Below are 25,153 nucleotides of genomic sequence, written 5' to 3'. Positions count from 1 at the left end.
AAATAATCTCAAAAAGAGATAAGTAATAAACAGGGTCATTGTAGTTACACTATAAAAGTTTTTAGGATTGATGTCTTTGCACCGACAGACAGTTATCTAGCTGTCAAGTCAGTTATAAATAAATACTATTGCCTATTCCCTATTCCCCCTACCCCCTACCCCCCAAACCCCCTACCCCCCCTGCCCCCCTTATAAAGGGGGGTGTGGGGGGTGTGGGGGGTAGGGGGTTTATCGAAGGTGCAAGATATGAGTAAACTGGCTATATCACTGACGAGTCTTTTTTATCCCCTGACTAATGGCTGAAAAATCTAGACTCAACTGTATATGATTGTTCTTATCTTGTCGATCTTGAGGTTGAGGTTTTGACACCAGATAAGGTTCAAACCAAGGTTCAGAAGTTCCTGGCGCGTTTTGATCTTTTAATAACCATTGTTGAAACACTTTTTGTCGGTTATCATTAGGGGTCACGACTTGATAAAGTCGAACTCTTTTTTTATTAATTGTTTTCGTTCCACAACAGGTTAAACCATAGCCTATTTTATCTAAAAGTCGCCTGATAATGGTGATAGGACTAGCATTTTTAGCAATACCAATTCCCATGATTGTTTTAATGTCTTGTCTATTGTTGATCGCTAAATTAGCCATTTTCTTGAGATCATCATCAATATTGATTAACTTCCGACCCATATTTTTTAAGAGAATATTAATTCCTAAAACTTCCATGGTTCCGATAATAGCACCCAATTGACGACCATTAAAATCGGGTAAAAAGATGCTGCCTTGTCCTTGTTCAATTAATTTTTTGGCGACGATGGTGTCTCGATCAGCTAAATAATTTCGTCCGATGGTTAAGAAGTAATGTATTCTTAGTTTTTGATACCAACCTTCATTATCTAAAGCCACTAACTGGGGAGTCACAGGAAGATAATAACGGCGTTTTAAATCATATTTTCTCAGTTGTCTACGTTCTTTAGTTGTTTTTACTAAAGATTTTTTAATCAGTTGATATTCTTCATCGCTTAAATCATGAGACTGGGCAATTTTTTCACAGTCTAATCGATAATTATTTTCTCTAACTTCTTCTATGGTTTCTGTCAGTTTATTTTTAGAACGAGCCAAAGACTTTTTTTTGTTAGTTTTCTCTTTTTTATATTTTTTGACTAAATTGATGTGATGGTTTGCTGCTTTAATAAAACTAATAATAGTTTCTCTATAATGAATCATTTGTGCATTAACTCGCACAGCTATTTTACCCCAACATAGTAAAGATTCAGCTTGAAATCCTGTATCTAGATCATCTAAAGATTCTAAGTCAGCTTGCTGTAAAAAGCGAATATTTAAGTTTGTTAAGCGATGTCCAGATGTTAATAAGTTGGGGATAGAAGTTGACCCATTACCCACTTTATTAAACCCATAAGAAGCTAACCAAAGATAACGGGGAATATTATCTCTTATTCGTCCTAAAGATTGAACAACGGATGTGGGGGTTTGTATCCCTTGAGCTAGACACCAAACTGAAGTAAAGTGATCTTTAATATCAATACTAACCCCAGTTTCAATGGCAGGACTACTTAAAACAATATCATAGTTGATTAATATCTCATTCAGTCGAGGAATACATTGATAAGCATCATGATTAGGATCAGTTAATGATTGAGAATCGATTCGTAAAATATTAGCATTAGGAAATTGCTTTTTGAGATAAAATTCTAAGGTTTGAGTTCCCCATTTACTGGTGATTTTTTGAGCGGATAAACAAATAAAGGGTTTACCCCCTTGGCGAATATGATCCACTAACCCTTCAAGAAAACGTTTGGGGTTTGTTTCTGGATAGTGATAAGCTTGCCATGTTTCAGTTAAGGTGGGTTTCCAGTTATTTTGGATAATAAATGGTTGTAAATCAATTCCTGATAAAGTGATTAAATAATCTAAAGAAACATCACTTAAGTCAGCATCAGCAACAAAAATTCTTCCTTTTCCTGCTACAATTGTTTGTATGAGTTGTTTAAAACATCTCAATATAGAAACACGGTTATTGGTACAAGTTTCCGAATTTAAACTATGCCAAATGACTTGTTCAACTTCATCAATAATAACTAAAGCATCTTGCCAGTCTTGAGGATTAAATTTAGCCTGAGATTTTTCATGGAGAGAGTCAATACATAACCCATAACCTATGAATGTTTGGTAAGAATATTCATTGATTTCTGTAATATAAGGGAGTCCAAATCGTTGACATAACTGTTCAACTAATTTAATCCGATGACCGATCACTAGAACTTTTTGATGATTGGCGATCGCCTGTTTAACCACTTTAACTAAAGCTTCGGTTTTCCCTGTGCCAATCCCCGATTTTATCCCGACTAATTTCGCCGTATCAGAAATCATTAAACTAGGAAGATAACGAGCATTAACTTCTAAACTTGTCTCATGGGTTAATTGGGTAAATTCTCTGGCTTTCCATATCTCTAGAGGTAAAGCTTTTTGATAACAATCATCAAACGCTTTTTTTCCATCATTAACTAAAAGATCATCAACCCCTTTTCCTTGTTCCGGGTTCCAATGAATCACCTTAACTTGAGATCCGGTTTGTGTTAACAAATAACCTAACTTTCTAATAGCATGATTAACCGCTTTGATGGTATTGGGTTGACTATCTTGATCAAAGGTAAAATAAATTTCTCGTCTCCCATGGGTTAACTTGTTTAACTGGGGAATTAAATAAGATTTACCGATGCGATTTCCTAGTTCATCTTTCGGGGTACGATAACCATTATTAATCCCAGGAAGGGCGATCGCAACATAGCCGGCACTTAATAAGGCTCCTGCTTTTTTGGCTCCTTCTGTGATACAAAGGGGAATCGAAGGATGATCCATTACCCATTGCCAAAACCCTCCATCTGGTTGGGTCTCATCGGCCATATCTGGGGTAAACTCTATTTGATACTGTTGCGCTATGGTTGCCCAAAGATGCAGGGGAACTCTTAAAGCAAAGATTCCTGTAGGGGTTTGGGGTGGATGTTCATACTTAATAAGCTTTTTTTGGTCGTAACTCAGTCGGGGTTGCTTGGGTTTAAAACATCCCCAGAGGTCCTCATCTCCTGTGATCACATCAACCCCTGAACACCACCAACCCCCTTGTTCTGTGTGTTCATAACGCTTTAAAATATGATGGGTGAGTCTGCCATCGTTTCGTCGGGGAAGCTCATCAGAATAGAGTAAATGTTCTGAAGGGGACATTCCTTCTAACTTGGTTACATTGAGTTTGATGAGTTGCTCATCAACGCAACTATTTAACCATTCTTGATGAGGGTTCATGATTTGTTCTCCCGACAATTGAATTCCCACAAACGCCATAACACAAGGCAATCTGTGACTATCAAAAGGGTTTGAGGTTAATCACCCCTTTCCTAGCCATGCTCTATATATAGCGTTTGGGTCTACAATATTAAGCACAAGACACCAAATGTGAAAGAGACAAGTGAACTATTTTGCTGAAATGATGATAAAAGCACCACTCATCTATCAGCCGAATAGAGAAAAAAGTTCTAGCAAAACCTCTATGATAATCTCCAATTTAACGGTAGAGTATGTCAAAATCATAAAGTGGCAAACAAGGGAACACAGAGTTAAGAATGCGAATTTTATTTGTAGGGCAGAAGTGGCTCCATTAGCCAAAGCGGGCGGAATGGGAGACGTTATCGGAGCATTACCGAAAGTTTTACATCAATTAGGCTATGATGTACGGATTCTCATGCCTTATTATGGATTTCTCGACGATAAAATAGAAATTCCCTCAGAACCGATCTGGCAATCTAATGCCATGTCTCAGGAGTTTTCGGTCTATCAAACCACCCTTCCTAAAAGCGATGTTCCCCTTTACTTATTAAAACATCATAGTTTTGCCCCTCGTCGAATTTACGGAGACGATGAATATTGGCGGTTTACCTTCTTTTCCAACGCAGCCGCAGAATTTGCTTGGAATTGTTGGAAACCCAACGTCATCCATTGTCACGACTGGCATACCGGCATGATTCCAGTGTGGATGCACGAAACCCCTGATATTACCACTGTTTTTACTATCCACAATTTAGCCTATCAAGGACCCGGTCGCGGCTTTATCGAACATCATACCTGGTGTCCCTGGTATATGGATGGAGATAATGCTATGGCCGCAGGGATCAAATTTGCGGGACGCATTACCACTGTTTCTCCTACCTATGCTCAACAGATTCAAACCCCGGCCTACGGAGAAAGACTCGATGGATTGTTATCTTATGTGAATCAAAACTTGGTGGGGATTCTCAATGGCATTGATATGGAAGTCTATAACCCTGCCAAGGATCAGTTAATCTATGAAACGTTTACCCCCTACACCCTCGAAAAACGGATTGCGAACAAAATTGGTCTCCAAGAAGAAACTGGGCTAGAAATTAATAAAGATGCCTTTTTAATGGGTATGGTCACCCGTTTAGTTGAACAAAAAGGGATTGATTTAATCCTTCAAGTCTTAGACCGGTTTATGGCCCATACGGATTCTCAATTGATTGTTTTGGGGAGTGGAGATCATTATTACGAAAATCAGTTATGGCAGTTATCGGCCCGTTATCCTGGCCGTGTATCCGTACAAATTCTCTACAATGATGTTTTATCCCGACGTATTTTTGCCGGCTCGGATGTGTTTTTGATGCCCTCTCGGTTTGAACCCTGTGGTATTAGTCAATTGTTTGCTATGCGTTACGGTTGTGTTCCTATTGTTCGACGCACAGGGGGATTAGGGGATACGGTTACTTTTTATGATCCGATTCACCAAGAAGGAACCGGTTATTGTTTTGAGCATTATGAACCCTTAGATTTATTGGTGTGCATGATTCGGGCCTGGGAAGGATTCCGCTTTAAAGCAGATTGGAAAAAACTTCAACAACGGTGTATGAACCAAGATTTTAGTTGGTATCAGTCAGCCGCCGAATATATTAAAATTTATAAAGAATTAACAGGAGAACCTGGAGAATTAACCGCCGAAGAACAAAATAAAATCAACGGTTTAATTAGAAAAAATCTTTTATGGGATGTTCCGGGAGAGGAGAGTGTCAATCCATTAGAAGATGAGACGAAACATGATAAGGAAATAGCTAACCAGGAATCCACGGAAAAACAAACCGATATCCAACCAGAAACGGTCAACCCAGAAGAAGTAAGCCCACAAAACGAGTCCCCTAATATCAGTTCTCTAAACAAGGAAAACTCAGAAGAAAAAGAGGGAAAAAGTAGCAATAATGAAGAGGTTAAACCAGAAAATGCCTCACTGAATATTAGTTCTTCAACCAAGGAAAAAAAAGAAGAAAAAGAAGAAAAAGAAGAAAAAAATAGTAATGGTGAAGGGGTGAAAGCAGAAGAAGTCTCATCTGATTTTAGTTCTTTAACAGAAGACAAAATAGAAGACAAACAGATAAAACCAGAACAGTTATTATCTCAAACTGATTCTTCAGAAACCACTCCATCAGATAATGGGGGAGAAACATTTCCCAAGCAAATAGACAATATACAATCAGAAATATCGGGATCTGAACCGAATATTACTGAGAATAGTCAGCCAGAAGAAACAATATCGAAAAAAGAAATCATCACCAGTCAAGATATGTCTATCAACCAGTCTATGTCTTCTCTCTCTAATTCTAGGATCGAGTTACCTAAAACTGAAATTATCACTTCGGATAACTATCAACTAGAATCCATCAATATTAAACAAGATATACAGCCTGAAAAAAGGTAAGGTAAGCTGAAAGCTAGTCCGATCAAATGCTAACATAATTAAATCGAGATGAAGTCAATTATGAAGTTGACACAAATTGATGATGCTCTCAATTTTTACCTGTTCCCCAATCAACTATCATTGTTTCATTTCTATTATCATTTAATTGTTTAACTAGAATCTTTGATAAACATTATGTTTGTTCTACGTTATTGTGTGTGTGTGAGTGTGGGTTTGTTGTCCACATTATCTTTGAATACAGAGTTAATGGCACAAACCGTATCTTCCGGGCCAGGGAAATCTGAAGCGGCTAAATTACTGTTACCCTCGGACAACTCCCTAAAATCCCAACCCCGTGTGAGTGATATCAAACAGATGAAAGAGTCCTCAGACTCATCGAAAACAAAGAAAAAGAGCGCGACTGTTGTCAAAAAAAGGCAAACCTCTGCTCCCAGAATCCTCTCCCAGACGACAACCCCTCCCAGTCTCGAATCCTCTGACGCTTATTCAGAAACAATCCTCGAACAATTACCCCCCAATAATCTTAACCCCAATGGAAATCCCCTGTTGTTTCCTACTAAACCAGAGAATGTAGAAACAACCATCAACCAACCTGTCACCTTAGAAGAAGTCATTGCTTTTGCCCTACAAAATAACCGAGAATTACAAGAAGCCCGTATTGCCGTCGAAGAATCTAAAGCTCTTTTAGTAGAGCAAAGGGCAGCCCTTTACCCTAGTTTACAAATAGACTCTTCACTAAACCGTGATTTTACCGAACGGCAGACCGGAGACTTTGCTCAAGGGATTATAGAATCAGTCGCTAGATCAAGACAAACAACAGGGATTTTTAATGCTGTTCTACAATACAATATCTATACTGGTGGGGAACGAGATGCTCAGATCAAAAGAGCCGAACGGGAAATTCGCTCTCGCCAATTAGAGTTAGAACGAGTTTCTGAACAGGTACGCTTTGAAGCGACAGATAACTATTATCTCTTGCAAAATGCCGATGCCCAAGTAGCGATCGCTCAAGCAGACGTAGAAAATGCCTCCCAAACCCTACGAGATGCCCAACTCTTAGAACAAGCAGGGTTAGGCACTCGATTTGATGTGCTACGGGCCGAAGGAGATTTGGCAGCAGCCAACGAAGAATTAACCCGAGCGATCGCTCAACAACGAATCGCCAGGCGCAGGTTAGCAGAAACCCTCAGTGTCGGCCAGCACGTTCAATTAGTGGCCGCTGATGAAATTACAGAATCAGGAAACTGGTCCCTCTCCCTCGAAGAAACCATTGTTAGAGCTTATAAAAATCGTGCGGAGTTAGAACAACAGTTAGTCCAAAGAGAAATTGCTCAACAGGATCGTCGTATTGCTATGGGGGGTCAAGACGGTATTATTCCTCGCTTAGATTTTCTGGCTCAATATGGGTTTGATGATGACTTAGATAATTCTTTGGGTGCATTGGTTAACTATCGGTTTGAAACCCGTTTAACCTGGCGATTATTCGATGGAGGACGGGCGTTTGCTGGTGCGAGGGCTGCAGAACGTCGTATGGATCAAGCGAATATTCAATTTGCTGATGCCCGTAATCAAATTCGTTTTGAGGTGGAAGATGCTTACTACCAACTGATTGCGAATCGCGAAAATATTAGCAGTACCCGACAAAATGTAGCCACTCGTGAGGAAGCCCTCAGACTGGCAAGATTGCGCTTCCAGGCAGGGGTCGGTACTCAAACAGACGTTATTAATGCTCAACGAGACTTATCCCAAGCACGGGGTAATTTTCTACAAGCTATCATTCAATACAATCAATCTCTTAATGCTTTGCAACGGGCGGTGAGTAACTACCCGGATGACCGTCTGTTTGAGACGAGGTAAACCCAACCGTTGATTATTTTTCTTTCTTATGGTCAAGATCAACTATTGAATCGGTTGGTTAAATTACTTATAATTTCTTAACATTATAAGTAATGGTTGTTCTATACTATCGGCATAATGCAAGGAGGGCAGATGACTATCAATTTTGTTAAGGAAAATAAAGAGGTTGTGTCAGCACAAGGGGCTAACCTACGGGAGAAAGCTTTACAAAATAAAGTTGATATTTATACCTTGAAAGGTAAATTGATGAATTGCGGTGGTTATGGGCAGTGTGGAACCTGTATTGTCGAAATTGCCGAAGGGATGGAGAATCTATCGCCCCGTACTGATTTTGAAAAACGAGTTCTCAAGAAAAAGCCAGATAATTACCGTCTTGCTTGTCAAACGATTGTCAATGGCCCTGTCAAGGTGGTTACTAAGCCGAAATAATAGATAGGACGCATTGCCGTCATTGACCGTTGTAATGATATTCTAAGAGTTGTTGTTTTCATTTGATAACATAGAGGCTTATTACCTATGGAAGTTAACGATCTTGGCTTTATTGCGACTATTCTTTTTGTTCTCGTTCCCACCGTATTCCTACTTATTTTATACATCCAAACCCGTGAGGAAACGGAATCTTAAGCTATTTTTCATTAATGCTTAATTCAAGAGAGTGGGGAAATTTTCATTATGGAAATTTCCCTCTTTTTTTAATTTTCTAGCCCTAATAACATCAATTCATCGGCCATTTCAAAGTTAGCCGTTACATTCTGTACGTCATCTAAGGATTCTAAGGCTTCGATTAATTTAATAATGGATTTGGCTTGCTCATCATCTTCAATGTAAATTAAATTATTAGGAATCCATCTTAATTCAACTTCTGTGACGTTAAAGTTTTGATCGTTCAATGTCTGACTTAAGGTATCTAAGTTAGTCATCTCTGTAAACACTTCTGCTGCTTGTTCGTTTCCTTCTTCATATAATTCATAACTGTCGGCTTCTCCTTCCATTGAAGCTTCTAACAAAGCATTTTCATCGATGTTACCTTCTATTCTCACCACACCTTTTTGTTCAAACATCCAACTCACACAGCCGGTTTCCCCTAAGTTACCGCCATTTTTATTAAAGGCAGATCGTAAGTCGGCAGCCGTACGATTTCTGTTATCGGTAAAGGCTTCTATGAGAATGGCAATCCCTCCAACGCCATAACCTTCGTAGCGAATTTCTTCATAGATGGTGTCATCGTTTTCGTAGGTTCCGGCACCTTTGGCGATCGCCCGTTCAATATTATCATTAGGGATGCCGGCGGCTTTTGCTTTTTCGATGGCGGTTCGTAGTTGAAAGTTCCCGGCCGGATCAGGAATACCATGTTTAGCGGCCACAATAATGGCACGGGATAATTGAGCAAAGGTTTTTCCTTTTTTCGCGTCTACTCTTTCTTTTTGGCGTTTAATATTTGCCCATTTACTATGTCCTGCCATAAGACTATTTTTAATAACTATCTTTATTTTATTTTACCTTATTTAGAGAGCATATTGTTCTTGAATTGATAAGAATTTTTCTTTCACTTCTTCTGCATTTTTAGCAATTTTGCCAAATTCTATAAATCGTTTTAACTCTTTTCTTAATAAGTTCCTTTCCACTTCCCAGGTTTCTCGGTCTAAATTAGGAGGCATCACTATCATATCATAAATTATGGCTTGTTTTTTATGGGGATAAGGTCGTAAGACTCTACCTCTTCTTTGAATAAATTGGTGAGGGTTTCCACTACTGGCTAAAATTACGGCCTGTTCAATTTCTGGAATATCAATTCCTTCATCTAAACAACGAATGGAAACGACACCTTGTAAGTCTCCTTTTTGTAATTGTTCTCGGATTTTTTTGCGTTCTTCTAAGGTATTTTCGGCGGTATAAGTATTCACTCGATAGCCTAATTCTCTGCCTAAAATACGAGTCACGGCTGCGATTTGTTTTTGATAATTTTTGGGTTCGTTTTCTAAATAGCCATCCCCACAGTAAAACAGGGTATATTTCGTTTCTAAACGAGTTTCCATCAATTCTCTTAAAGCGTTGAGCTTGTTTTCTGCCGTTCCAATTAAACGCGATCGCTGAATTAATAAGGAAGTCAAATTATCGTTGTTTTTAATATTATCATTTTTTCCTAATGCCCAACCAATACGCTGAGTTAATTTAGCATAGGTAAAGGCTTCTGATTCTGTTAAATTAACAAAAATCGGATAGTATAAATAAGGCACTAATGCCTGTTTTTTAATGGCATCAGCTAAGGTAAATTCTGGTTTGATGATATCTCCAAAATAGGTTAATAAAGCGTCAGTCCCTTCTTCATCAAAATAGCGTTCTGGGGTAGCTGACAACGCTAATCTTAAGCCAATATTTCGGGGTAAACGACTCTCTAAACGAGGGGACCCTAAATGATGTGCCTCATCACCAATAATTAAGGTTTTCTCAGGAAAAAATTTAACTTGTGATTGAAATCCTTGATTAATTAAAGTAGAATTAGTGGTAATAATGGTTAAAAAAGGCTTTTGTTGACATTGTATATTGTATAGTTCTGTCGATAGTTGACTTTGCCAATTATCAACCCTTTCAAACGCTAAAATAGGATTAAGATTAAATTTTCTACATTCTCTTTCCCACTGAATCACTAAATGACGATAGGGACAAACGACTATCAAAACTTGTAGTTTAATTTTTTCATATAATTCTGTAGCAATGGCTAAAGCAGTAATGGTTTTTCCGCTTCCTGTAGCCATTTTTAAGGTTCCTCTTCCTTTGTTTTTAAACCAGTTAATAACCGCTTCTTGTTGATAGTCTCGTAATTTTATAGATGCTGGAATTTGAGGGGTTCCTTGAGGAAATAATTGATAACTTTTTTTCTTTTCTGCAACTCTGTAATTAGAATATTTTTTTTGATAATCTATAATTAATTGATTCCAATCAATTGTTAAATTAATTTGATTATAGTCATCCATTAGCTTTTAATTATTTATCTTATAAGATTCACAGAGACGCTATTCATAGCGTCTCTGATTCAAACTTTTTTGAGAATTCTTATCCTACAAAATTTGATAAAATACCATTAATAAAACTCAGACAAATTGACCCAAAAAGCGCACTCCAGAAACCATAGCGTAAGCGAAAACCAGTTACTAAAGCAGCCGCTAAACCAAATACAATGGCATTAACAATTAACAAAAATAAACCTAATGTTAATATAGTTAAAGGAATGCTAAGAAAAATCAGAATCGGTTTAACTAAAGCATTGAGAATACCAAAAACAATGGCAGCCACTAAAGCTTTCCAAAAACTATCCACTTCTACCCCTATGGGGAGTTGTGCAATAATCAATAAACTGATAGCGGTAATGAGCAAAGAAATTAATATTTCCATAATCTTATCTTTTTCAATTTATTAGTATTTTCTCCTATATTATAAGACAAACCATCAAAGAAGAAGGTTATACCTCTTTATGAGTAAACCCTTTTGCATTCTCACCTGAATAGGTAGCTGCAATGTGACCCTTTCCTGTCACTTGATATTTATAGGTAACTAACCCTTCTAACCCTACAGGACCTCTAGGCGGCATTTTCTGGGTACTAATGCCAACTTCTGCCCCAAACCCATAACGAAACCCGTCTGCAAACCTGGTTGAACAATTATGATACACCCCAGCAGCATCGACTTGATTCATGAATGTTTCTGCCCTATTTTTATCTTCTGTAATAATAGCATCGGTGTGTTTTGAACCATAGGTATTAATATGATTAATGGCTGCTTCTAAAGAATCTACAATCTTAATGGATAAGATTAAATCACTGTATTCTGTTTTCCAGTCTTCTTCCGTTGCTGGTTCAATATTGAGATAATTTTGAGTTAATTTATCCCCTTTTAATTTAACTTGTTGTGAAGTTAAAGCCTCAGCTATTTTCGGTAAAAATTCAGCAGCAATAGCTTGATGAATTAATAACGTTTCGATAGCATTACAAGCAGCAGGATATTGCGTTTTTGAATCAACTGTTATAGAAATTGCTGTTTCTAAATCAGCTTTTTGATCAATATATAAGTGACAAATTCCATCCGCATGGCCTAAAACAGGAATATTAGTGTTTTGTTGAATAAATCTCACAAATTCATTGGAACCTCTAGGGATAATCAAATCAATATATTCATCTAAATCTAACAGATTTCTAATTTCTTCACGGGTGGTTAATAACTGTACTGCATCAGGACTTACTTGAGTTTTACTTAAAGCCTCTCGAATCACTTTAACTAAAATTTGACAAGAATTTAAGGCTTCTTTTCCCCCTTTTAAAATAACTCCATTACCCGATTTGATAGCTAAGCTGGTAATCTGAATTAAGGCTTCTGGACGGGCTTCAAAAATGATGCCTAACACCCCCAAAGGACAACTAACCCGTTTTAAGATTAAACCTTCATCTAATTCTCTATGAATGGAAATATGACCCACGGGATCAGGTAAATCAATGACATCTCTTACCCCTTTTATGGTAGCTTCAAGTTTAGTTTTTCCTAATTTTAGACGGTTATATAAAGGCTTAGAAATCCCTTCTTTTTCTGCTAATTCACAATCTAGTTGATTGGCTTTTATAATATCTTCTGACGCAGTTTCTAAAGCTTGTGCGATCGCTTCTATAGCTTGGTTGCGATCGCTGGTTGAAAGTCCCCCTAATTTTCTCGCTGCTTGAAAGGTTTTCTCGGCAATTTCTTTTAATAATAATGATGATGAATTAACTATCATGACTAATAATAATCTTAATTTTTCATAGTATTTCTATTATAGCAAGCTATAGAAAAAAAGCCTTATTTTATAAATCTTCTTAATAATCCATTTAATTTATTTAGGACATTTAAGTCATAGGTTGGATTGAGAAGAGGAAACCCAAGAAACACCTTATTTTGTTTTCTGATGATAGTTAGGATTGAATATTTTTTTATACTGTAAACTGATTGCTCCAAAATTAATTAATAATCCCACCGAAAAATCATAAGCAACCACATAATTTTTAGCTTGAGCAAGATGGACATTTTCTAAATTAATGACAGCTTTAAGTTCAACTATAATTTTATTTTCTACAACAAAATCAGCCCGTCTTGTTCCCACATGGATGCCTTCATAATAGATAGGCTGTTCTTTTTCTCTCTCAAATGTTAAGCCTGCTTTTTGTAGTTCAATCGCTAAACATCTCTGATAAATCACCTCTGGAAATCCATTGCCTAATGTGTTATGAACTTTCATCGAGCAACCGATTACTTTATAAGTTATATCTTCCAGTTTCATGTATTTATTATTGACGTGATGGTTTAGTGTAGATAGCTTACTAATGGTCAGTATCAGGATTGTACAGGATTGGGGGATTTTCAGGATTTTTTTCTTTTAAACTTTCTAGGAAAGATGAATGTAATTAATCTAATAAATTTTATCATCTCATCTCATCATCCTATCCTGCAAATCCTACCATCCTACAAAATCCTGATACTGGAGGCGGGAATATGATAAAAGAGAGAATATTTAATTTCATCCGAATAATCCTCCAAAAAATCCTTTATTTTCTAATTTTTTCGCTCGGTTAAGCGCATCTGAATAGTCATCCATTTTATTTTGTTGTAAGTAAAGTTGTGCTGCTTGATTGTAGTCAGATATCGCCCCTTGTTTGTCTCCTAACCTTTTCTTGGCTAAACCGCGATTATTGTAAGCAAGAGCATAGTCAGGGTTGAGTTTAATCGCTTGATTGTAGTCAGCGATCGCCCCTTGATAATCACCTGATTCGTCTTTGTTATAACCACTGTTCAACCATTCTTCTGCGCTTAAGGTGACGGTTTTGGTGTTTGAGGGCGGTTTAACCCCTGTAATACCCCACTCTAGGTTATAAAAAGCCCGACTATCATCTTCTTGTTCAAATTTAACCCAATGAAATTCTTTGAGAAAGCGTAAATTATCAGGAATCTGATTCACTCCCACCAACAAAACTGGAATTACTGAAGTATTCCGATTAACAAACTGACTAATGAGGGTTTTTAGTTCCAATTTTTGCCAATTTCCTAACCCTTGAGAACCGATAATAATCACTGCTGATTTAATCTGAGGGATGGCTTTTTGAATTTCATCCTGAAACGCTTTCCCTGGCGGAATTTGTTCCTCATCTAACCAAGGTTTTAAACCTCGTTCCCTCAGTTTTGCCGAAATTTTCCGCACTTGGGGCTTATCTAAACTATTATGAGCGAGAAACACATCAAACTCAAAACCCGAGCTCATCCGTCAATGTCTCCTTTTATCGATGTTTCAATACCAGCAATGTCGGCCAAAGCGAGGGCATATTGATAGAGATCCTGTCTCAGATGCTCTAATTCCTGACGTAATTGAGGTTCTTGATCCCATTGCTTTTCATATACTAACAGACTAACCTCAAGAGGGCGTTTTGCTTCCCAAACTTGTAAGAGAGGATGCCATTTGGTTAAAAAAGGGCGTAACCCACGATTTAAAACTGCGATCGCTTTTCATGAGTTTAGAGAAAAATTCTACAGTTAAATTATAGTAACTTTTTTTATTGATAACCCACCAAAGTTTTGAATTTTTCTGACCAGTTGGGAGAAAGTTTATTAATTTGTTTAGCTAGATTCAAATGCCTAGTCGTTTGAGCGATTTCTATCAACGATTCTTCAATCTGATAATCTTTATTTTCAACTAACCAAGTCAAAATATCTGCTAAATGCCAAATAGATTGAGATCCCATGAGAACCACCTTCAATTATTCGCCAGCCTTTTTGCTCTGCGTACTCTAAAGCAGCCCTTATATCTTTGTTAGGGTGTTTTTTTGCCATGTTGTATAAAATTATAATATTGATCTTAATTGGTTGTCAAATGACAACTTATTGTTTAACCTTACAGTATCTTTTTATACAGACATTATGTATAATTAAATTAATGGATATTAAAATTTCCCTTTATTTCCCTAATTTTCTACTTTATTAAGATAATTTTCTACTCATTAATTCAAAAAATTCTCTTTTTTCTGGGACTGAAGTATTAATATTAACCAGTTAAACTAAGATCAAAGGCAAAACGCAGTCACAAACAAACATCAACCTACTGCCTTTGTCCAACATCTATAATCTGTTTTTTGCAAAGCGTTTTTTTAAACAGATGACTAGGTGTGAGGGGTCATTGTTTTGAAGGAGGAGTTGGCGTTGGTGATATTAATATCATAGTCGAAGCGTAGTTAGGTAAAGTCACTTTTTGTTAAATCTAAACACAAAGCTAGTTTGACTTTTGACTTTTGACTTCTAATATCACCTCTCCTCTTTTTCTTTTTAAACAAGAGTGAATGATTGACCCAAATAGAAGTAAAAACATGAAAAAATTACCAGGACTTTGCACCTATCGTTCGATTACTTTTTATGAAGTTGCTGTATCTTTGATCTTGGTAGCTTTTTTATGAGTTGTTGTTATTATTCGAGAGTGAAAGGGATTCTTTTTGATCAGAAGAAGCGATGGTTTGTGTGAGGAGATAATTAAGAATTGTTCGTACGGCAATAATAAGAATTAATCTGGCCAGATCATCCCAACGACTAGAAATCATCGTCTTCAAAATACTTGCCCCCACCAAAAAGCTTAACCCCAAAGAAAAAGAATAACCCATTGCTAAACGACTGCGTTGAAACGCTTCTGTTGTTTGGGGTTTAAACAATAAATCTTTGAGGAAAATAATCAACGCCCTCATAATGCCAATAAAAATGACAAAGAGGGCTAACAATTGACATAAGCTGGTTAACAGTTCATTGCACATCCGAACTGTTAAGGCAAGGGTTTCACTCATTATTTAAGGGAACAGGGAATTAAACAGTTACAACTATCAACCCCCCTTATAAAAGGGGGGTTTGGGGGGATTAGATCATTTTCCTTTATTCTCTTTCATCATTGTCACAAACTTCTCAAATAAGTAGTCTGCATCATGGGGACCGGGACTGGCTTCGGGATGGTATTGTACGGAGAAGAAAGGTAAGGTTTTATGGGATAACCCGGCCACTGTGCGATCATTTAAATTCAGATGAGTAATTTCTACCTCAGCATCTAAGGATTTTTCCGTTACGGCAAACCCATGATTTTGACTGGTAATTTCTACCTTTTGTTGCAGTCCACAAGGTTGATTTAATCCCCGATGACCAAATTTTAACTTAAAGGTTTCAGCCCCTAGGGATAGCCCTAAAATTTGGTGGCCCATACAAATGCCAAAGGTGGGTTTTCCTTGTTCAATTAAGGCTTTAACCGTCGTCACACCCTCTGTAACGGCTGAAGGGTCACCTGGTCCATTAGATAAGAAAATACCATCAGGATTGTATTTTAAAATCTCTTCAGGAGGGGTATCAGCAGGAACTACGATAATTTTACAACCGTAACTAGCCAACCGTCGTAAAATGTTGCGTTTTACACCAAAATCAATGGCTACCACTGTTAATGACTCTGAGGAACCTTCTCCATTTTTAGCCTTAAATTCCCAGTGTCCCTCTGTCGGAGTGGACCACTCATAAATCTCTTTAGTAGTGACTTCCTTGACTAAATTTAACCCCGCCATCGAAGGAGCTGATTGAACTTGACGCAATAACTCGCTTTTATCCAAGATTTCTGTAGAGATAATTCCATTCATCGCCCCTACAGAACGAATTTTACGGGTTAGAGACCGAGTATCAATGCCGTAGATACCGACAATTTTATGACGAATGAGATAATCCGGTAAAGATTCAGTTGATCGCCAATTACTGGGACGATAAGTTATGTTACGGGCGATCACCCCTTTAACTTGAGGTTTTTCTGATTCTTCGTCATCAGGGTTAACCCCTGTATTGCCCAACTCAGGATAGGTAAATGTTACAATTTGTCCACAATAACTAGGATCGGTCAAAACTTCTTGATATCCTGTCATTCCTGTATTAAATACGACCTCTCCCACGGTGGTTCCTTTCGCCCCGAAGGATAACCCTTCAAAAGTTGTTCCGTCAGCTAACACTAATAGAGCGGGTTTCCCCTTTGCCATTGCCATAATCGTTAAGTTTTTGATACTAAGAAGGGATGAAACCTAGCGGTTAACGATACACTAGATCAGGCAATCCATTAAATCCTGATATCCTAGCCACCTGTTGAGAATCAGTTTAACCCTAGGTTACTGGGGATAATTTTAACAGATGCTTCTGAGGTGTTAAGGTAGAGTCGAACTGCCAAAAAGGTAGGTATAATCCCATGAGTCCCAAGAAATTAACCGACGACGACAAACAAGAAATTCTTAATCTTTATCGTCAAACCCCAGAAACTACATCTACCTTAGCTGACCGTTACGGGGTCAGTAGTTCTACCATTAGTCGTTTTTTGAAAAATACGCTCTCGGATGTGGAGTATGAAGATTTAATTCAACAAAAACGTCTAGCTAGAACCAATAAAACTCAAGGGACTGCCGAAGAAGAATCGACCCCCAAGCAAGCAAAACCGATTCTTAAAGTTAGTGAAGAAGTTCCTTCACAAGAACCGGCTTCGGTTTCAGAGGCTATCACCGAGCAAACAACAAAGTCTGATTCTCCTGCTCAAACTCCATCCCCAGAACCCTCCTCAAAACCGAAACCAGTGGTTAAAAAAGAAGCGCCGATCTTGGTTTCTCAAGAGGAAGATGAGGACACAGAGGATTTAGAAGACCTCAATGTGGTGACCGTCGGAGAAATGTTAGGAGAAGAGTTAGAAGACAGTGACGACGACTGGGACGATGAAGAGGATGAGGATGAGGGAGACGAAGAACAAGACTACAACGACTCTTTATCCACACCTGACGATGTCCAAGTTCTTCCTTTATCGGCCGCAACTTTCCCCAAAACTTGTTATCTGGTTATCGATCGCTCGGCCGAATTAATTGCTAAACCGTTGAAAGAATTCGCCCATCTCGGTCAAATTCCTGTGGATGAGGTACAACAAAAAACGTTACCGATTTTTGATAATCATCGGGTCGCCCGTCGTTTCTCTAATCGTTCCCAGCGAGTGATTAAGGTTCCTGATGGCCGTCTTCTTTACAAAACTTGTGACTATTTACAAGCGAAAGGAATTACTCGCATTCTTATGGATGGTCAAATTTATTCCCTGGTCCCTAGTTCAGATTAAATTATTTTCACCCAAGATGATCATTTAATGATGAGAGAGTCTCAGGGAAAATACCTCTGCCAACAGTGAGAACAGGGAAAAAATTTTAGTAATGTTTCAGTAATAAAATAGACATTATTTAAAACTTAGATATTAATACGGAGGATGAGATAAAATACTTTACAAAATAATGTGAGTAAAATTAAATAACAAATAAGTTTTTTAACAAATTGGAATTGATGGCACTAATCCCGTTTTCTTGGGAGTAAAATAAAATACATGAACACTTTTATTCTGTTATACCAGAATAATTGATAGCAGTAGATTAGTTAATCTCTGATTGAGATACGAGCTAGTTGATATGAACTAGAAAATAATTGAGTTTACTGCAACTTACTTTAGCTACCATCTTTGAGTGTGTCTAATCCTACTATGAATATTAGTCACCTACTGCGACAATATGAACAAGGTCATCGACAATTTCGAGAACTGGATCTCAGGGGAGTTGATTTATCAGGAGTTATGTTAATTTCTGTGGATTTAACTCGCTCAAATTTAATGGGGATTAACCTGAGTCGCGGATTTTTAACGAAATCGAATTTAAGTCAAGTCAGTTTAAACTGGGCAGATTTGTCCTATGCGAAAATGAGTCAATCTCAACTGATTGAAACGGATTTAACCAAAGCCAATTTAACAGGGGCTTTCATGGTCAAATCTATTTTAGTCAAAGCCAAGTTAAGTGGGGCGAATTTATCCCATAGTAATTTACGGGCAGCTGATTTATCTGACGCGAATTGTTGCGGGGCTAATCTTCAGAACATTAACCTCAGAGAAGCTAATTTAACAGGAGTCAATTTTAATTGGGCTAATCTTTCACAAGCCCGTTTAAGTTGTGCTAATTTACAAGAAACTTCCTTTTTTGGGGCTAATTTAAGTCATACCTTTATCAAGGATGTTGATTTAAGTTACGCCGATTTAGAAGAAATCAATTTTGAAAAATGCCGACTTACCCATAGTAATCTTCAAGGGGCTAAATTACAAGGGGCTAATTTTAAAGGAGCTAAGCTAAATTATACCAATTTACGAGGGGCTAATCTTCAAGGGGCTAATTTAAGAGGGGCTGATTTAGAAGGGGCTGATTTAACCAATGCTATTATTGAAGATGCTGATTTTACTAACGCCAAATTTAGCGAAACTAAGGTTATCGGAACTCACTTAACACCCCAAACCATTAAACCCACTTCACCACAATCACCCTTTAAAGACACCCCTAATTATGTCGGTTCTTTTGAACAGTTACAACCAGGTTTCGCTGTTTAATTAATAAAAGAGTTGAGTTATCAATGAATAGTAGTAACTGGTCACTATTCACTGATAACTGTCTTTTTATTTACTCTTTTGTTGATTTTTTGCTTGTTCGATGGCAATTTCTTTCATCGCTTCAAAGGAATTTCGATTTGAGGTTCCTTCAATGGCTTTAACCGCTAAATCTTGAACCTGTTTGAGGGATGCTTCTAACTGTTGAGAGAGTTTTTGCTGACGAATGTCTTGATTATTTATCGTTTCTTCTAAAGCAGCAATTCTTAGTTGATAATTATGCTTTTCTCCTTCAATTTCTTTACTACGTAAATCAGATTTAATTTTAGCTTGATAGGTTCCAATACCTTTTCCTTCTTCTTTAGCTTGTTTAATTTTCTGTTCTAATTCTTCTTGTAATTGTTCAAGTTTAGCTTTAGTTTCTTCTTGTTCTTTTTCTTGTTGACTAATACTTTTTTCCCTTTCTTGCCATTGTTTTTCTTGGGTTTCTCTAGCCTCTTTTAATTCTTGATATAAAGCTTGTTTTTCTGCTTGATATTGTTCTTCATCTAGTTGTCTTTCTAATTCTAAATTATAAATATATTCTTCCTCATCTCGTTTCTTATTAGTCAAATATTCTTGTTCTCTTTCTCGAACTTCTCGATTATGATTTTGTTTTTCTTTGTGCCAATTTTTTTGTAATTCCTCGAATTCTTTAGCTAAGTTTTCTTGTTGTTTATTGAGTTCTTCTTCATTGGTTTTGGCAGTGGTTTCGTACTCTTCAATTAAGTTAGATAAGGTTTCGTCTTCAATGGTTTCAATATTATGTAATTCTTCTAATTCTGCTAACTCTTCTGTGGCAATTTTATTAAGTTCTGCTAACAGAGAAGCTTCAGCGATTAATTGTTCTGATAAATGGCTTACTGCACTACCAAAATTATTTTGAACTTTTTCTAAACTTTGAATGGTCAAAGTAATATTATTATCCGAGACTGAGGTTACTGTTGTCATGACTTTTTTCTTGGGAGAATTAGACGATTGATGGTTGGGTAAAACTGTTGGAGTTGCTGGTGATGTTTTTGTTAGTTGTTTGACTTGACTTTCTAATGCTGATTTTTCTTGTATTAGTTCTTCGTAAGCTTCTAAAATTTGGGCTTTTGTGTTTTTAGAATTGATTTTTTGTGCCATGTTGAGACCTCTTTATTTAATGATTGTGCTGGTTTAGTTATTGCCTTGAAATGCTCTTAAAGCTAAGTTTTGCGCCTGATTAGTTGTATTTTGTAGTTGGGTATTTAATTCTGAAATTTGTTCGTTATTTTGGGTGATTTTTGTTTCTAAAGCTTGGATCTTAAATTCATAGCCCTGTTTATTTAATTCCCATTCTTTTTCAAGTAAATCAATTTTAACTTGGGCTTCTCTATCAGCAGCTTTAATAGCTTCTCCTTTTGCTTTATTATACTCTTCTTTGATTTTTGCCTCTAATTCCTCTATTTTTTGCTGATTGGCGGCAAATTCTTCTGCGTTTTGGGCTAATCTATTTTCTCTTTCTTGCCAATCTTTCTCTTCAGCTAAATTGAGTAATTGTAACTCCCTTTCTTGCTGACGTTTTTTCTCTTCATATTCATCCTGTTCTATTTTCCGAGATTTTTGGATTTCGTATTGATAATTGGCTGCTTCTTGTTGCCGTTGCTTATTAATTAATTCGGTTTCTTCTTCTATTCTTGCGGCAAATTCTTCGGCTTCTTTTTCCCAGGTATGTCTTGTTTTTTCTTGTTCTTTTTCTAAGCTTTCTTTCTGTTGATTACTCTGTTCTTGCAATCGTCTCGATTTCTCTTGATATTCCTGTCTTAAAATATAAAGGGCATCCGCAACTAACCTGACTTGACGAAGTTTTTCGAGTTGTTCTTGTTTAACGGTAATGGCTTTTTTGAGTTCATCTAATTTAGTGGATTCTGTTGTTAAATTTTGGGATAAATCTTGAATAATTTGTCCAAAATCTAATTGTAGAGAGGCCATACTGTTAACAATATTATTAACGGTATATTCGCCAGCTTTCTCTAATAATTGCTTGTTTTTTTCTTTTTCTAATTCTTCTTCTTTGGTGATAACACTGGATTCTTGTTGATGATATTTGCCTAAGAATTGCGTAAAATTAGACAAAATTTGTTCTTTAGTCCCTGTTAAGGTTTCTTGTGCCATAATTGTAATTTTCCTGGTGTTAAATACTCAAAAATTGGGTAACCTTTCTGATAAGGTTTCCTTTGACTTTCTAGAATTCTCCGATAAGTTGATTTTTTAGTCAACACTGTTATGGTAAACTAATATTGATTTTTTAGTCAAGTGTGATTGAGAAAAAAGTTACCCAGGAGAAACCGTGAGTCAAAGTTTTGGTCAAGTGATACGTCAAAGGCGCAAAAAGAAGGGATATAGTCAAAGAGAGTTAGCCCAGAAGCTAGAAATAGATTTTACTTACTTATCCAAGTTAGAGAATGATAGGGCTAAATATTCCCCAAAAGAGGACATTATTAGAGATTTAGCAGGTTATCTAGACTTAGACGCAGACGAGTTAATTTTTTTAGCAGGGAAACTTCCCGAAGACAATGAGGACTTTTTGCGGGAACACTATAAAAGTATGCCCACTTTGTTCAGAAGAATGAAAGAAAATCCCAAATTTGCAGAAAAAATATTTAATCAAGCGATACAAGAAGATGGGGAGGGGTAAACCATGCAGATATTTAAGCCATTTCGTTTCATTCCTAAAAAAAGAATTGAGACAGAAACCATCAAAATTTTACAGGAGATAGAAAAGACACCCACCTACAAGTTAAAATTTCCCCTAGATGCTAGTCGAGTGGCTGAATTTTTGGGGTTAGACGTGGTTTGGGATAGTATTCCTAATGATGAAAAAGGAGTCATTGCTGCCAGAATTTTACCCTTAGAAAAGTTAATTGAAATTAATGAATTAATTCCCGAATTAAGGGGAGGGTTTGGAGAATCTACCATCGCCCATGAAATCGGACATTGGGTATTACATATTGACAAAAATAGGGTTGAAAACTGTTTAAAACAAGACACAAAAATGATTAAAGTTGAGCCTTTATTATGTCGTAACGAAGTTAACTTAAGTGGCATTGAATGGCAGGCACAATATTTCGCCAGTTGCCTATTAATGCCTCGCTTTAAGTTACAAGAAATGGGTCAGAATCGTGATTTAAAACAATGGCGAGAACTGTATGGTATGGCTGAAGAATTAGGGGTAACGATTTCTAATTTAGTCCATCGCTTAAAAGACTTAGGATGGATTGAATTAAAAGAAAATTCTCGTCAAATTGAGGTTAGAAAATAGTTCCTTAAAATATTTAATTAACTGAAGCTAATTCTCCTTTATTGATTTGCCAACAACGATCAGCAATTGATAATAATTCATCAGGGTCATGGGAAACAATTAATAATGTCCAATGTTGTTTTAATTTAGATAAAAGTTTAGCTAATTGCAGTCGCATTGACCAATCTAAGCCGGCGGTAGGTTCATCTAATAATAATAAATTAGGTTGACGAATTAATTGAACCGCTAAAGCTAAACGTCTTTGTTGTCCACCACTCAGTCTATGGGGAGAAGTATTAAGGGGAATATCTTGTAACCCCACTTCCGCCAAGGCATTTCTAATATTTTCCGTTGTAATTTCTGGATGACCTAACCGCAATTCTTCTAGGATATTACTGCCACAAAAATGCCGTTCAGGGAACTGGAAAACTAAACCACAAAGTTGTTGCAATTCTAAAAAAGTTAATTCTTGGTCTCGCCAAAAAATGCGTCCTTTGGTTTGTTGAGCTAACCCGGCTAAAATTTCTAATAACGTTGTTTTTCCCGAACCACTTGGACCGACCACTAGACCTAATTCTTGAGACCCTAATTCTAAATTAGTCGCCTTCAAAATAGGGTCAACGGTGGCAGGGGGATGATACATAACATCTTTGAGATATAGCATTATTTAATCAATGATTCCTACAGTTTTGTCTTAAGGGTTAGATAGTTTACTTTTGTCATATTTTATTCTATAATAGAATTATTTGATAAACAAGATACTAAGTAGTTTCATCCTTTGAAAGGGAGTCAATTATTAATAGTTTAATTATCAAAAAGATCAGTTTAACTATTTAAAAATTGTCAAATTCTGCTAATTTATAGGATTGCTTTGAGGGAAAACAAGAGAAAAATAACCATAGGCTATGTTATAAGGTAAGTTATTATAGGATAGTAACGAAACCTGTTAACTCTAAATTCTATGTCTAAAGACGAATTATCTCCAGCTATTTCCCAAGAACCTCGGTACGAACCGGCTGCGGTCATTCCCGTTAAGCGAGATTCTTCTATTATTAATTGGTTAGAAGCCACCAATCGCTTAATTTATCGTGAACAAGAAGAAACGAAACCCTCTCTAGAAGAAGACGCAGAAATCTCTGAATTAATTGACGTAGATGACAACTATGACGATGATGACGATATCAGTATAGACGACGAAGATTAGGTCTTAAACAAGGACGAGAGGGGAACAAATATCATCATTCCCCTTTCATCCCATATAGTTGATGTTAAGCTTGTAATGGTACTTTAATGGCTGTGGTGGATGCAAAGGTTTCTCCTGAAATTTCCCTAAAAAAACCCTCAGGAAACAACTTGTTAGGGTTACTAACTGGGTTATTATTACTTCTTACTTTGGGTTTTGCTCAATTATTGGGTGAATTAGTCACTTTTAGTAAAATATTATTGCTTCCTTTAGGCGTTTCTGCTGTAATCAGTGGCTTGATAGGATTAGCAGTGGTTCCTTTTTTGCGACGGTTAAAAGCTGGTCAAATTATCCAAGAAGACGGACCCCAAAGCCATCTCAGCAAAGCAGGAACCCCAACCATGGGGGGAATTTTTTTTGTCCCTGTGGTGGTGATGATTGCTTTAATTGGGTCACAGTTTGCCCCGGCGGCGATCGCTGTTTCTGTGGTTACCTTAGCTTATATGATGATTGGCTGGGTAGATGACTGGCAAATTTTAAGGCAAAAATCCAATAAGGGACTCACTCCCCGGATGAAATTAATCTTACAAATTGCGATCGCGGTTGCCTTTTGTGTTTGGACGGCGTTGACTCAACCCACTAGCATTACCGATGTCGCCTTACCGGGGAATTTAATTCTACCGTTAGGGGTTTTATTTTGGGGGTTAGCCGGATTTGTTCTCGTGGCCGAAAGTAACGCCACCAACCTCACCGATGGGGTAGACGGGTTAGCCGGGGGAACCGCCGCTTTAGCCTTTCTGGGGTTAGGAATTTTAGTGGCTACCACCACCCCAGCATTAGGAATATTTTGTGCTTGTATGAGTGGGGGTTGTTTAGGATTTGTCTTTCATAATCGTAACCCGGCCAATGTCTTTATGGGGGACACCGGATCGTTAGCCTTGGGGGGTTCCTTAGCTGCGGTTGGGATTTTAAGCGGTAATCTGTGGGCCTTATTTGTGGTGAGTGGGATTTTCTTTGTGGAATCTCTCTCAGTGATTGCTCAAGTCGGTTACTATAAAGCCACAAAAGGTCCTGACGGCGTTGGCAAAAGACTGTTAAAAATGGCACCCTTGCATCATCATTTAGAATTAAGCGGTTGGTGTGAAACCCAAATTGTCGGAATTTTTTACTTAATTAATGCAGGGTTGGCGATATTAGCTGTTATTTCATCGTTGCCAATTGATTAGTAGAGAGGGGTTAGGGGAAATATCTACCCAGTACCTAACCCCTTCATAACAACAACCCCATCTTAAGCAAAGACAAAATTGTTACTGTTCAAATCCAAATTATTACTATCTTTAACGATCGCGACTAATTCGTCTTGCATACCAGCAACCTTGAGAAAGATGCCTTGATCATTACTACCCGAAGGAGATGCACCGATAACGTAATCATCTTGAGTTCCGTTTAATTGAATCCTATCAATTGAAGCATCAAACCCAGAGATTTCGAGATAATCTTGTTGTCCATAGGAATCGTAGAATGATTCGGTGGCATTGCCCACCACAAAGCTATCTTCCCCCGCCGTTCCCACTTGCTGTT

22 protein-coding genes and 3 pseudogenes are annotated in these 25,153 nt (G+C 37.3%); 10 read left to right on the top strand and 15 right to left on the bottom strand.

Annotation, left to right across the window (positions count from 1 at the left end; genetic code table 11):
- Window positions 1-264: 264 nt before the first annotated feature.
- The gene (locus tag C4E06_RS00640) at window positions 265-3,318 is read right to left on the bottom strand and encodes a plasmid replication protein, CyRepA1 family (protein ID WP_107666362.1); all 3,054 of its coding nucleotides are present in this window, start codon (window positions 3,316-3,318) and stop codon (window positions 265-267) included.
- A gap of 317 nt (window positions 3,319-3,635) precedes the next feature.
- Between C4E06_RS00640 and glgA the strand changes: the two are divergent.
- From glgA to psbM, 4 genes and pseudogenes are all read left to right on the top strand, one after another.
- Window positions 3,636-5,038 (top strand): annotated as a pseudogene (gene glgA, locus C4E06_RS28550) (glycogen synthase GlgA); the annotation flags it as partial.
- Between the two features lie 909 nt (window positions 5,039-5,947).
- Window positions 5,948-7,630 (top strand): TolC family protein, encoded by a 1,683-nt coding sequence (locus C4E06_RS00630; protein WP_107666308.1) that lies wholly within the window; start codon window positions 5,948-5,950, stop codon window positions 7,628-7,630.
- A 132-nt stretch (window positions 7,631-7,762) separates the two neighbouring features.
- On the top strand, window positions 7,763-8,059 hold the full coding sequence (locus tag C4E06_RS00625) for a 2Fe-2S iron-sulfur cluster-binding protein (protein ID WP_107666361.1): 297 nt from the start codon (window positions 7,763-7,765) through the stop codon (window positions 8,057-8,059).
- Between the two features lie 87 nt (window positions 8,060-8,146).
- Window positions 8,147-8,254 carry a photosystem II reaction center protein PsbM gene (psbM, locus tag C4E06_RS00620; protein WP_009546127.1) on the top strand — a complete coding sequence of 36 codons (108 nt, stop codon included), beginning with the start codon at window positions 8,147-8,149 and terminating at the stop codon, window positions 8,252-8,254.
- Window positions 8,255-8,322: 68 nt separating this feature from the next.
- Here psbM and C4E06_RS00615 read toward each other — a convergent pair whose 3' ends face one another.
- From C4E06_RS00615 to carA, 10 genes and pseudogenes are all read right to left on the bottom strand, one after another.
- Window positions 8,323-9,093: a YebC/PmpR family DNA-binding transcriptional regulator gene (locus tag C4E06_RS00615; protein ID WP_107666307.1), complete on the bottom strand. Its 771-nt coding sequence runs from the start codon at window positions 9,091-9,093 to the stop codon at window positions 8,323-8,325.
- A gap of 42 nt (window positions 9,094-9,135) precedes the next feature.
- Complete coding sequence (locus C4E06_RS00610) at window positions 9,136-10,605, bottom strand: DNA phosphorothioation system restriction enzyme (protein ID WP_107666306.1); 1,470 nt, start codon at window positions 10,603-10,605, stop codon at window positions 9,136-9,138.
- Between the two features lie 79 nt (window positions 10,606-10,684).
- Window positions 10,685-11,023, bottom strand: a complete 339-nt coding sequence (locus tag C4E06_RS00605) for a phage holin family protein (protein WP_107666305.1) — start codon at window positions 11,021-11,023, stop codon at window positions 10,685-10,687.
- A gap of 67 nt (window positions 11,024-11,090) precedes the next feature.
- Complete coding sequence (proA, locus tag C4E06_RS00600; protein ID WP_107666304.1) at window positions 11,091-12,392, bottom strand: glutamate-5-semialdehyde dehydrogenase; 1,302 nt, start codon at window positions 12,390-12,392, stop codon at window positions 11,091-11,093.
- A gap of 153 nt (window positions 12,393-12,545) precedes the next feature.
- Window positions 12,546-12,932 carry a GxxExxY protein gene (locus tag C4E06_RS00595; protein ID WP_107666303.1) on the bottom strand — a complete coding sequence of 129 codons (387 nt, stop codon included), beginning with the start codon at window positions 12,930-12,932 and terminating at the stop codon, window positions 12,546-12,548.
- A gap of 237 nt (window positions 12,933-13,169) precedes the next feature.
- On the bottom strand, window positions 13,170-13,907 hold the full coding sequence (locus tag C4E06_RS28545; RefSeq protein ID WP_107666302.1) for a TIR domain-containing protein: 738 nt from the start codon (window positions 13,905-13,907) through the stop codon (window positions 13,170-13,172).
- Window positions 13,904-14,146 (bottom strand): annotated as a pseudogene (locus tag C4E06_RS29405) (hypothetical protein); the annotation flags it as partial. The gene C4E06_RS28545 and the pseudogene C4E06_RS29405, both read right to left, overlap by 4 nt.
- Before the next feature lie 50 nt (window positions 14,147-14,196).
- Window positions 14,197-14,385 carry a hypothetical protein gene (locus C4E06_RS00580; protein WP_198648181.1) on the bottom strand — a complete coding sequence of 63 codons (189 nt, stop codon included), beginning with the start codon at window positions 14,383-14,385 and terminating at the stop codon, window positions 14,197-14,199.
- Between the two features lie 699 nt (window positions 14,386-15,084).
- Window positions 15,085-15,468 (bottom strand): DUF1622 domain-containing protein, encoded by a 384-nt coding sequence (locus C4E06_RS00575; protein WP_087592284.1) that lies wholly within the window; start codon window positions 15,466-15,468, stop codon window positions 15,085-15,087.
- 75 nt (window positions 15,469-15,543) lie between these two features.
- Window positions 15,544-16,689, bottom strand: a complete 1,146-nt coding sequence (carA, locus tag C4E06_RS00570; RefSeq protein WP_107666301.1) for a glutamine-hydrolyzing carbamoyl-phosphate synthase small subunit — start codon at window positions 16,687-16,689, stop codon at window positions 15,544-15,546.
- A gap of 197 nt (window positions 16,690-16,886) precedes the next feature.
- Between carA and C4E06_RS00565 the strand changes: the two genes are divergently transcribed.
- Both C4E06_RS00565 and C4E06_RS00560 read left to right on the top strand, forming a co-directional pair.
- Complete coding sequence (locus tag C4E06_RS00565; protein WP_107666300.1) at window positions 16,887-17,789, top strand: transposase; 903 nt, start codon at window positions 16,887-16,889, stop codon at window positions 17,787-17,789.
- Window positions 17,790-18,200: 411 nt separating this feature from the next.
- A complete protein-coding gene (locus C4E06_RS00560) occupies window positions 18,201-19,088 on the top strand; it encodes a pentapeptide repeat-containing protein (RefSeq protein WP_107666299.1) in 888 nt (295 codons plus the stop codon).
- Between the two features lie 66 nt (window positions 19,089-19,154).
- Here C4E06_RS00560 and C4E06_RS00555 read toward each other — a convergent pair whose 3' ends face one another.
- Both C4E06_RS00555 and C4E06_RS00550 read right to left on the bottom strand, forming a co-directional pair.
- Window positions 19,155-20,252 carry a hypothetical protein gene (locus tag C4E06_RS00555; RefSeq protein WP_107666298.1) on the bottom strand — a complete coding sequence of 366 codons (1,098 nt, stop codon included), beginning with the start codon at window positions 20,250-20,252 and terminating at the stop codon, window positions 19,155-19,157.
- Window positions 20,253-20,285: 33 nt separating this feature from the next.
- On the bottom strand, window positions 20,286-21,263 hold the full coding sequence (locus C4E06_RS00550; protein WP_107666297.1) for a hypothetical protein: 978 nt from the start codon (window positions 21,261-21,263) through the stop codon (window positions 20,286-20,288).
- 175 nt (window positions 21,264-21,438) lie between these two features.
- On the opposite strand from C4E06_RS00550, the gene C4E06_RS00545 reads away from it, so the two are divergent.
- Together C4E06_RS00545 and C4E06_RS00540 are read left to right on the top strand one after the other, a co-directional pair.
- Window positions 21,439-21,786: a helix-turn-helix domain-containing protein gene (locus C4E06_RS00545; RefSeq protein ID WP_107666296.1), complete on the top strand. Its 348-nt coding sequence runs from the start codon at window positions 21,439-21,441 to the stop codon at window positions 21,784-21,786.
- A 3-nt stretch (window positions 21,787-21,789) separates the two neighbouring features.
- On the top strand, window positions 21,790-22,410 hold the full coding sequence (locus C4E06_RS00540) for an ImmA/IrrE family metallo-endopeptidase (RefSeq protein WP_107666295.1): 621 nt from the start codon (window positions 21,790-21,792) through the stop codon (window positions 22,408-22,410).
- Between the two features lie 13 nt (window positions 22,411-22,423).
- Here C4E06_RS00540 and C4E06_RS00535 read toward each other — a convergent pair whose 3' ends face one another.
- Window positions 22,424-23,053 (bottom strand): ABC transporter ATP-binding protein, encoded by a 630-nt coding sequence (locus tag C4E06_RS00535; RefSeq protein ID WP_107666294.1) that lies wholly within the window; start codon window positions 23,051-23,053, stop codon window positions 22,424-22,426.
- A gap of 297 nt (window positions 23,054-23,350) precedes the next feature.
- Between C4E06_RS00535 and C4E06_RS00530 the strand changes: the two genes are divergently transcribed.
- The gene (locus C4E06_RS00530) at window positions 23,351-23,593 is read left to right on the top strand and encodes a DUF3134 domain-containing protein (RefSeq protein WP_107666293.1); all 243 of its coding nucleotides are present in this window, start codon (window positions 23,351-23,353) and stop codon (window positions 23,591-23,593) included.
- A 95-nt stretch (window positions 23,594-23,688) separates the two neighbouring features.
- Entirely contained in the window at window positions 23,689-24,798 is a 1,110-nt protein-coding gene (gene mraY / locus C4E06_RS00525; RefSeq protein ID WP_370051166.1) for a phospho-N-acetylmuramoyl-pentapeptide-transferase, read from the top strand.
- Between the two features lie 62 nt (window positions 24,799-24,860).
- On the opposite strand, the pseudogene C4E06_RS00520 reads toward mraY, so the two are convergent.
- A pseudogene (locus C4E06_RS00520) lies at window positions 24,861-25,153 on the bottom strand (hypothetical protein); the annotation flags it as partial.

The organism is Cyanothece sp. BG0011 (assembly GCF_003013815.1).
Lineage (GTDB): Bacteria > Cyanobacteriota > Cyanobacteriia > Cyanobacteriales > Microcystaceae > Crocosphaera.
Note: the sequence above shows the minus strand (reverse complement) of the source record. Positions and strands in the feature narration are given on the sequence as shown.

Coding starts and splice junctions, on each gene's coding strand:
- C4E06_RS00540 (WP_107666295.1), top strand. CDS start 21,790: ATGCAGATATTTAAGCCATTTCGTTTCATTCCTAAAAAAAGAATTGAG.
- C4E06_RS00640 (WP_107666362.1), bottom strand. CDS start 3,318: ATGAACCCTCATCAAGAATGGTTAAATAGTTGCGTTGATGAGCAACTC.
- C4E06_RS00575 (WP_087592284.1), bottom strand. CDS start 15,468: ATGAGTGAAACCCTTGCCTTAACAGTTCGGATGTGCAATGAACTGTTA.
- C4E06_RS00630 (WP_107666308.1), top strand. CDS start 5,948: ATGTTTGTTCTACGTTATTGTGTGTGTGTGAGTGTGGGTTTGTTGTCC.
- C4E06_RS00550 (WP_107666297.1), bottom strand. CDS start 21,263: ATGGCACAAGAAACCTTAACAGGGACTAAAGAACAAATTTTGTCTAAT.
- psbM (WP_009546127.1), top strand. CDS start 8,147: ATGGAAGTTAACGATCTTGGCTTTATTGCGACTATTCTTTTTGTTCTC.
- C4E06_RS00565 (WP_107666300.1), top strand. CDS start 16,887: ATGAGTCCCAAGAAATTAACCGACGACGACAAACAAGAAATTCTTAAT.
- C4E06_RS00560 (WP_107666299.1), top strand. CDS start 18,201: ATGAATATTAGTCACCTACTGCGACAATATGAACAAGGTCATCGACAA.
- carA (WP_107666301.1), bottom strand. CDS start 16,689: ATGGCAATGGCAAAGGGGAAACCCGCTCTATTAGTGTTAGCTGACGGA.
- C4E06_RS00530 (WP_107666293.1), top strand. CDS start 23,351: ATGTCTAAAGACGAATTATCTCCAGCTATTTCCCAAGAACCTCGGTAC.
- C4E06_RS28545 (WP_107666302.1), bottom strand. CDS start 13,907: ATGAGCTCGGGTTTTGAGTTTGATGTGTTTCTCGCTCATAATAGTTTA.
- proA (WP_107666304.1), bottom strand. CDS start 12,392: ATGATAGTTAATTCATCATCATTATTATTAAAAGAAATTGCCGAGAAA.
- C4E06_RS00555 (WP_107666298.1), bottom strand. CDS start 20,252: ATGGCACAAAAAATCAATTCTAAAAACACAAAAGCCCAAATTTTAGAA.
- C4E06_RS00615 (WP_107666307.1), bottom strand. CDS start 9,093: ATGGCAGGACATAGTAAATGGGCAAATATTAAACGCCAAAAAGAAAGA.
- C4E06_RS00625 (WP_107666361.1), top strand. CDS start 7,763: ATGACTATCAATTTTGTTAAGGAAAATAAAGAGGTTGTGTCAGCACAA.
- C4E06_RS00535 (WP_107666294.1), bottom strand. CDS start 23,053: ATGCTATATCTCAAAGATGTTATGTATCATCCCCCTGCCACCGTTGAC.
- C4E06_RS00595 (WP_107666303.1), bottom strand. CDS start 12,932: ATGAAACTGGAAGATATAACTTATAAAGTAATCGGTTGCTCGATGAAA.
- C4E06_RS00580 (WP_198648181.1), bottom strand. CDS start 14,385: ATGGGATCTCAATCTATTTGGCATTTAGCAGATATTTTGACTTGGTTA.
- C4E06_RS00610 (WP_107666306.1), bottom strand. CDS start 10,605: ATGGATGACTATAATCAAATTAATTTAACAATTGATTGGAATCAATTA.
- C4E06_RS00605 (WP_107666305.1), bottom strand. CDS start 11,023: ATGGAAATATTAATTTCTTTGCTCATTACCGCTATCAGTTTATTGATT.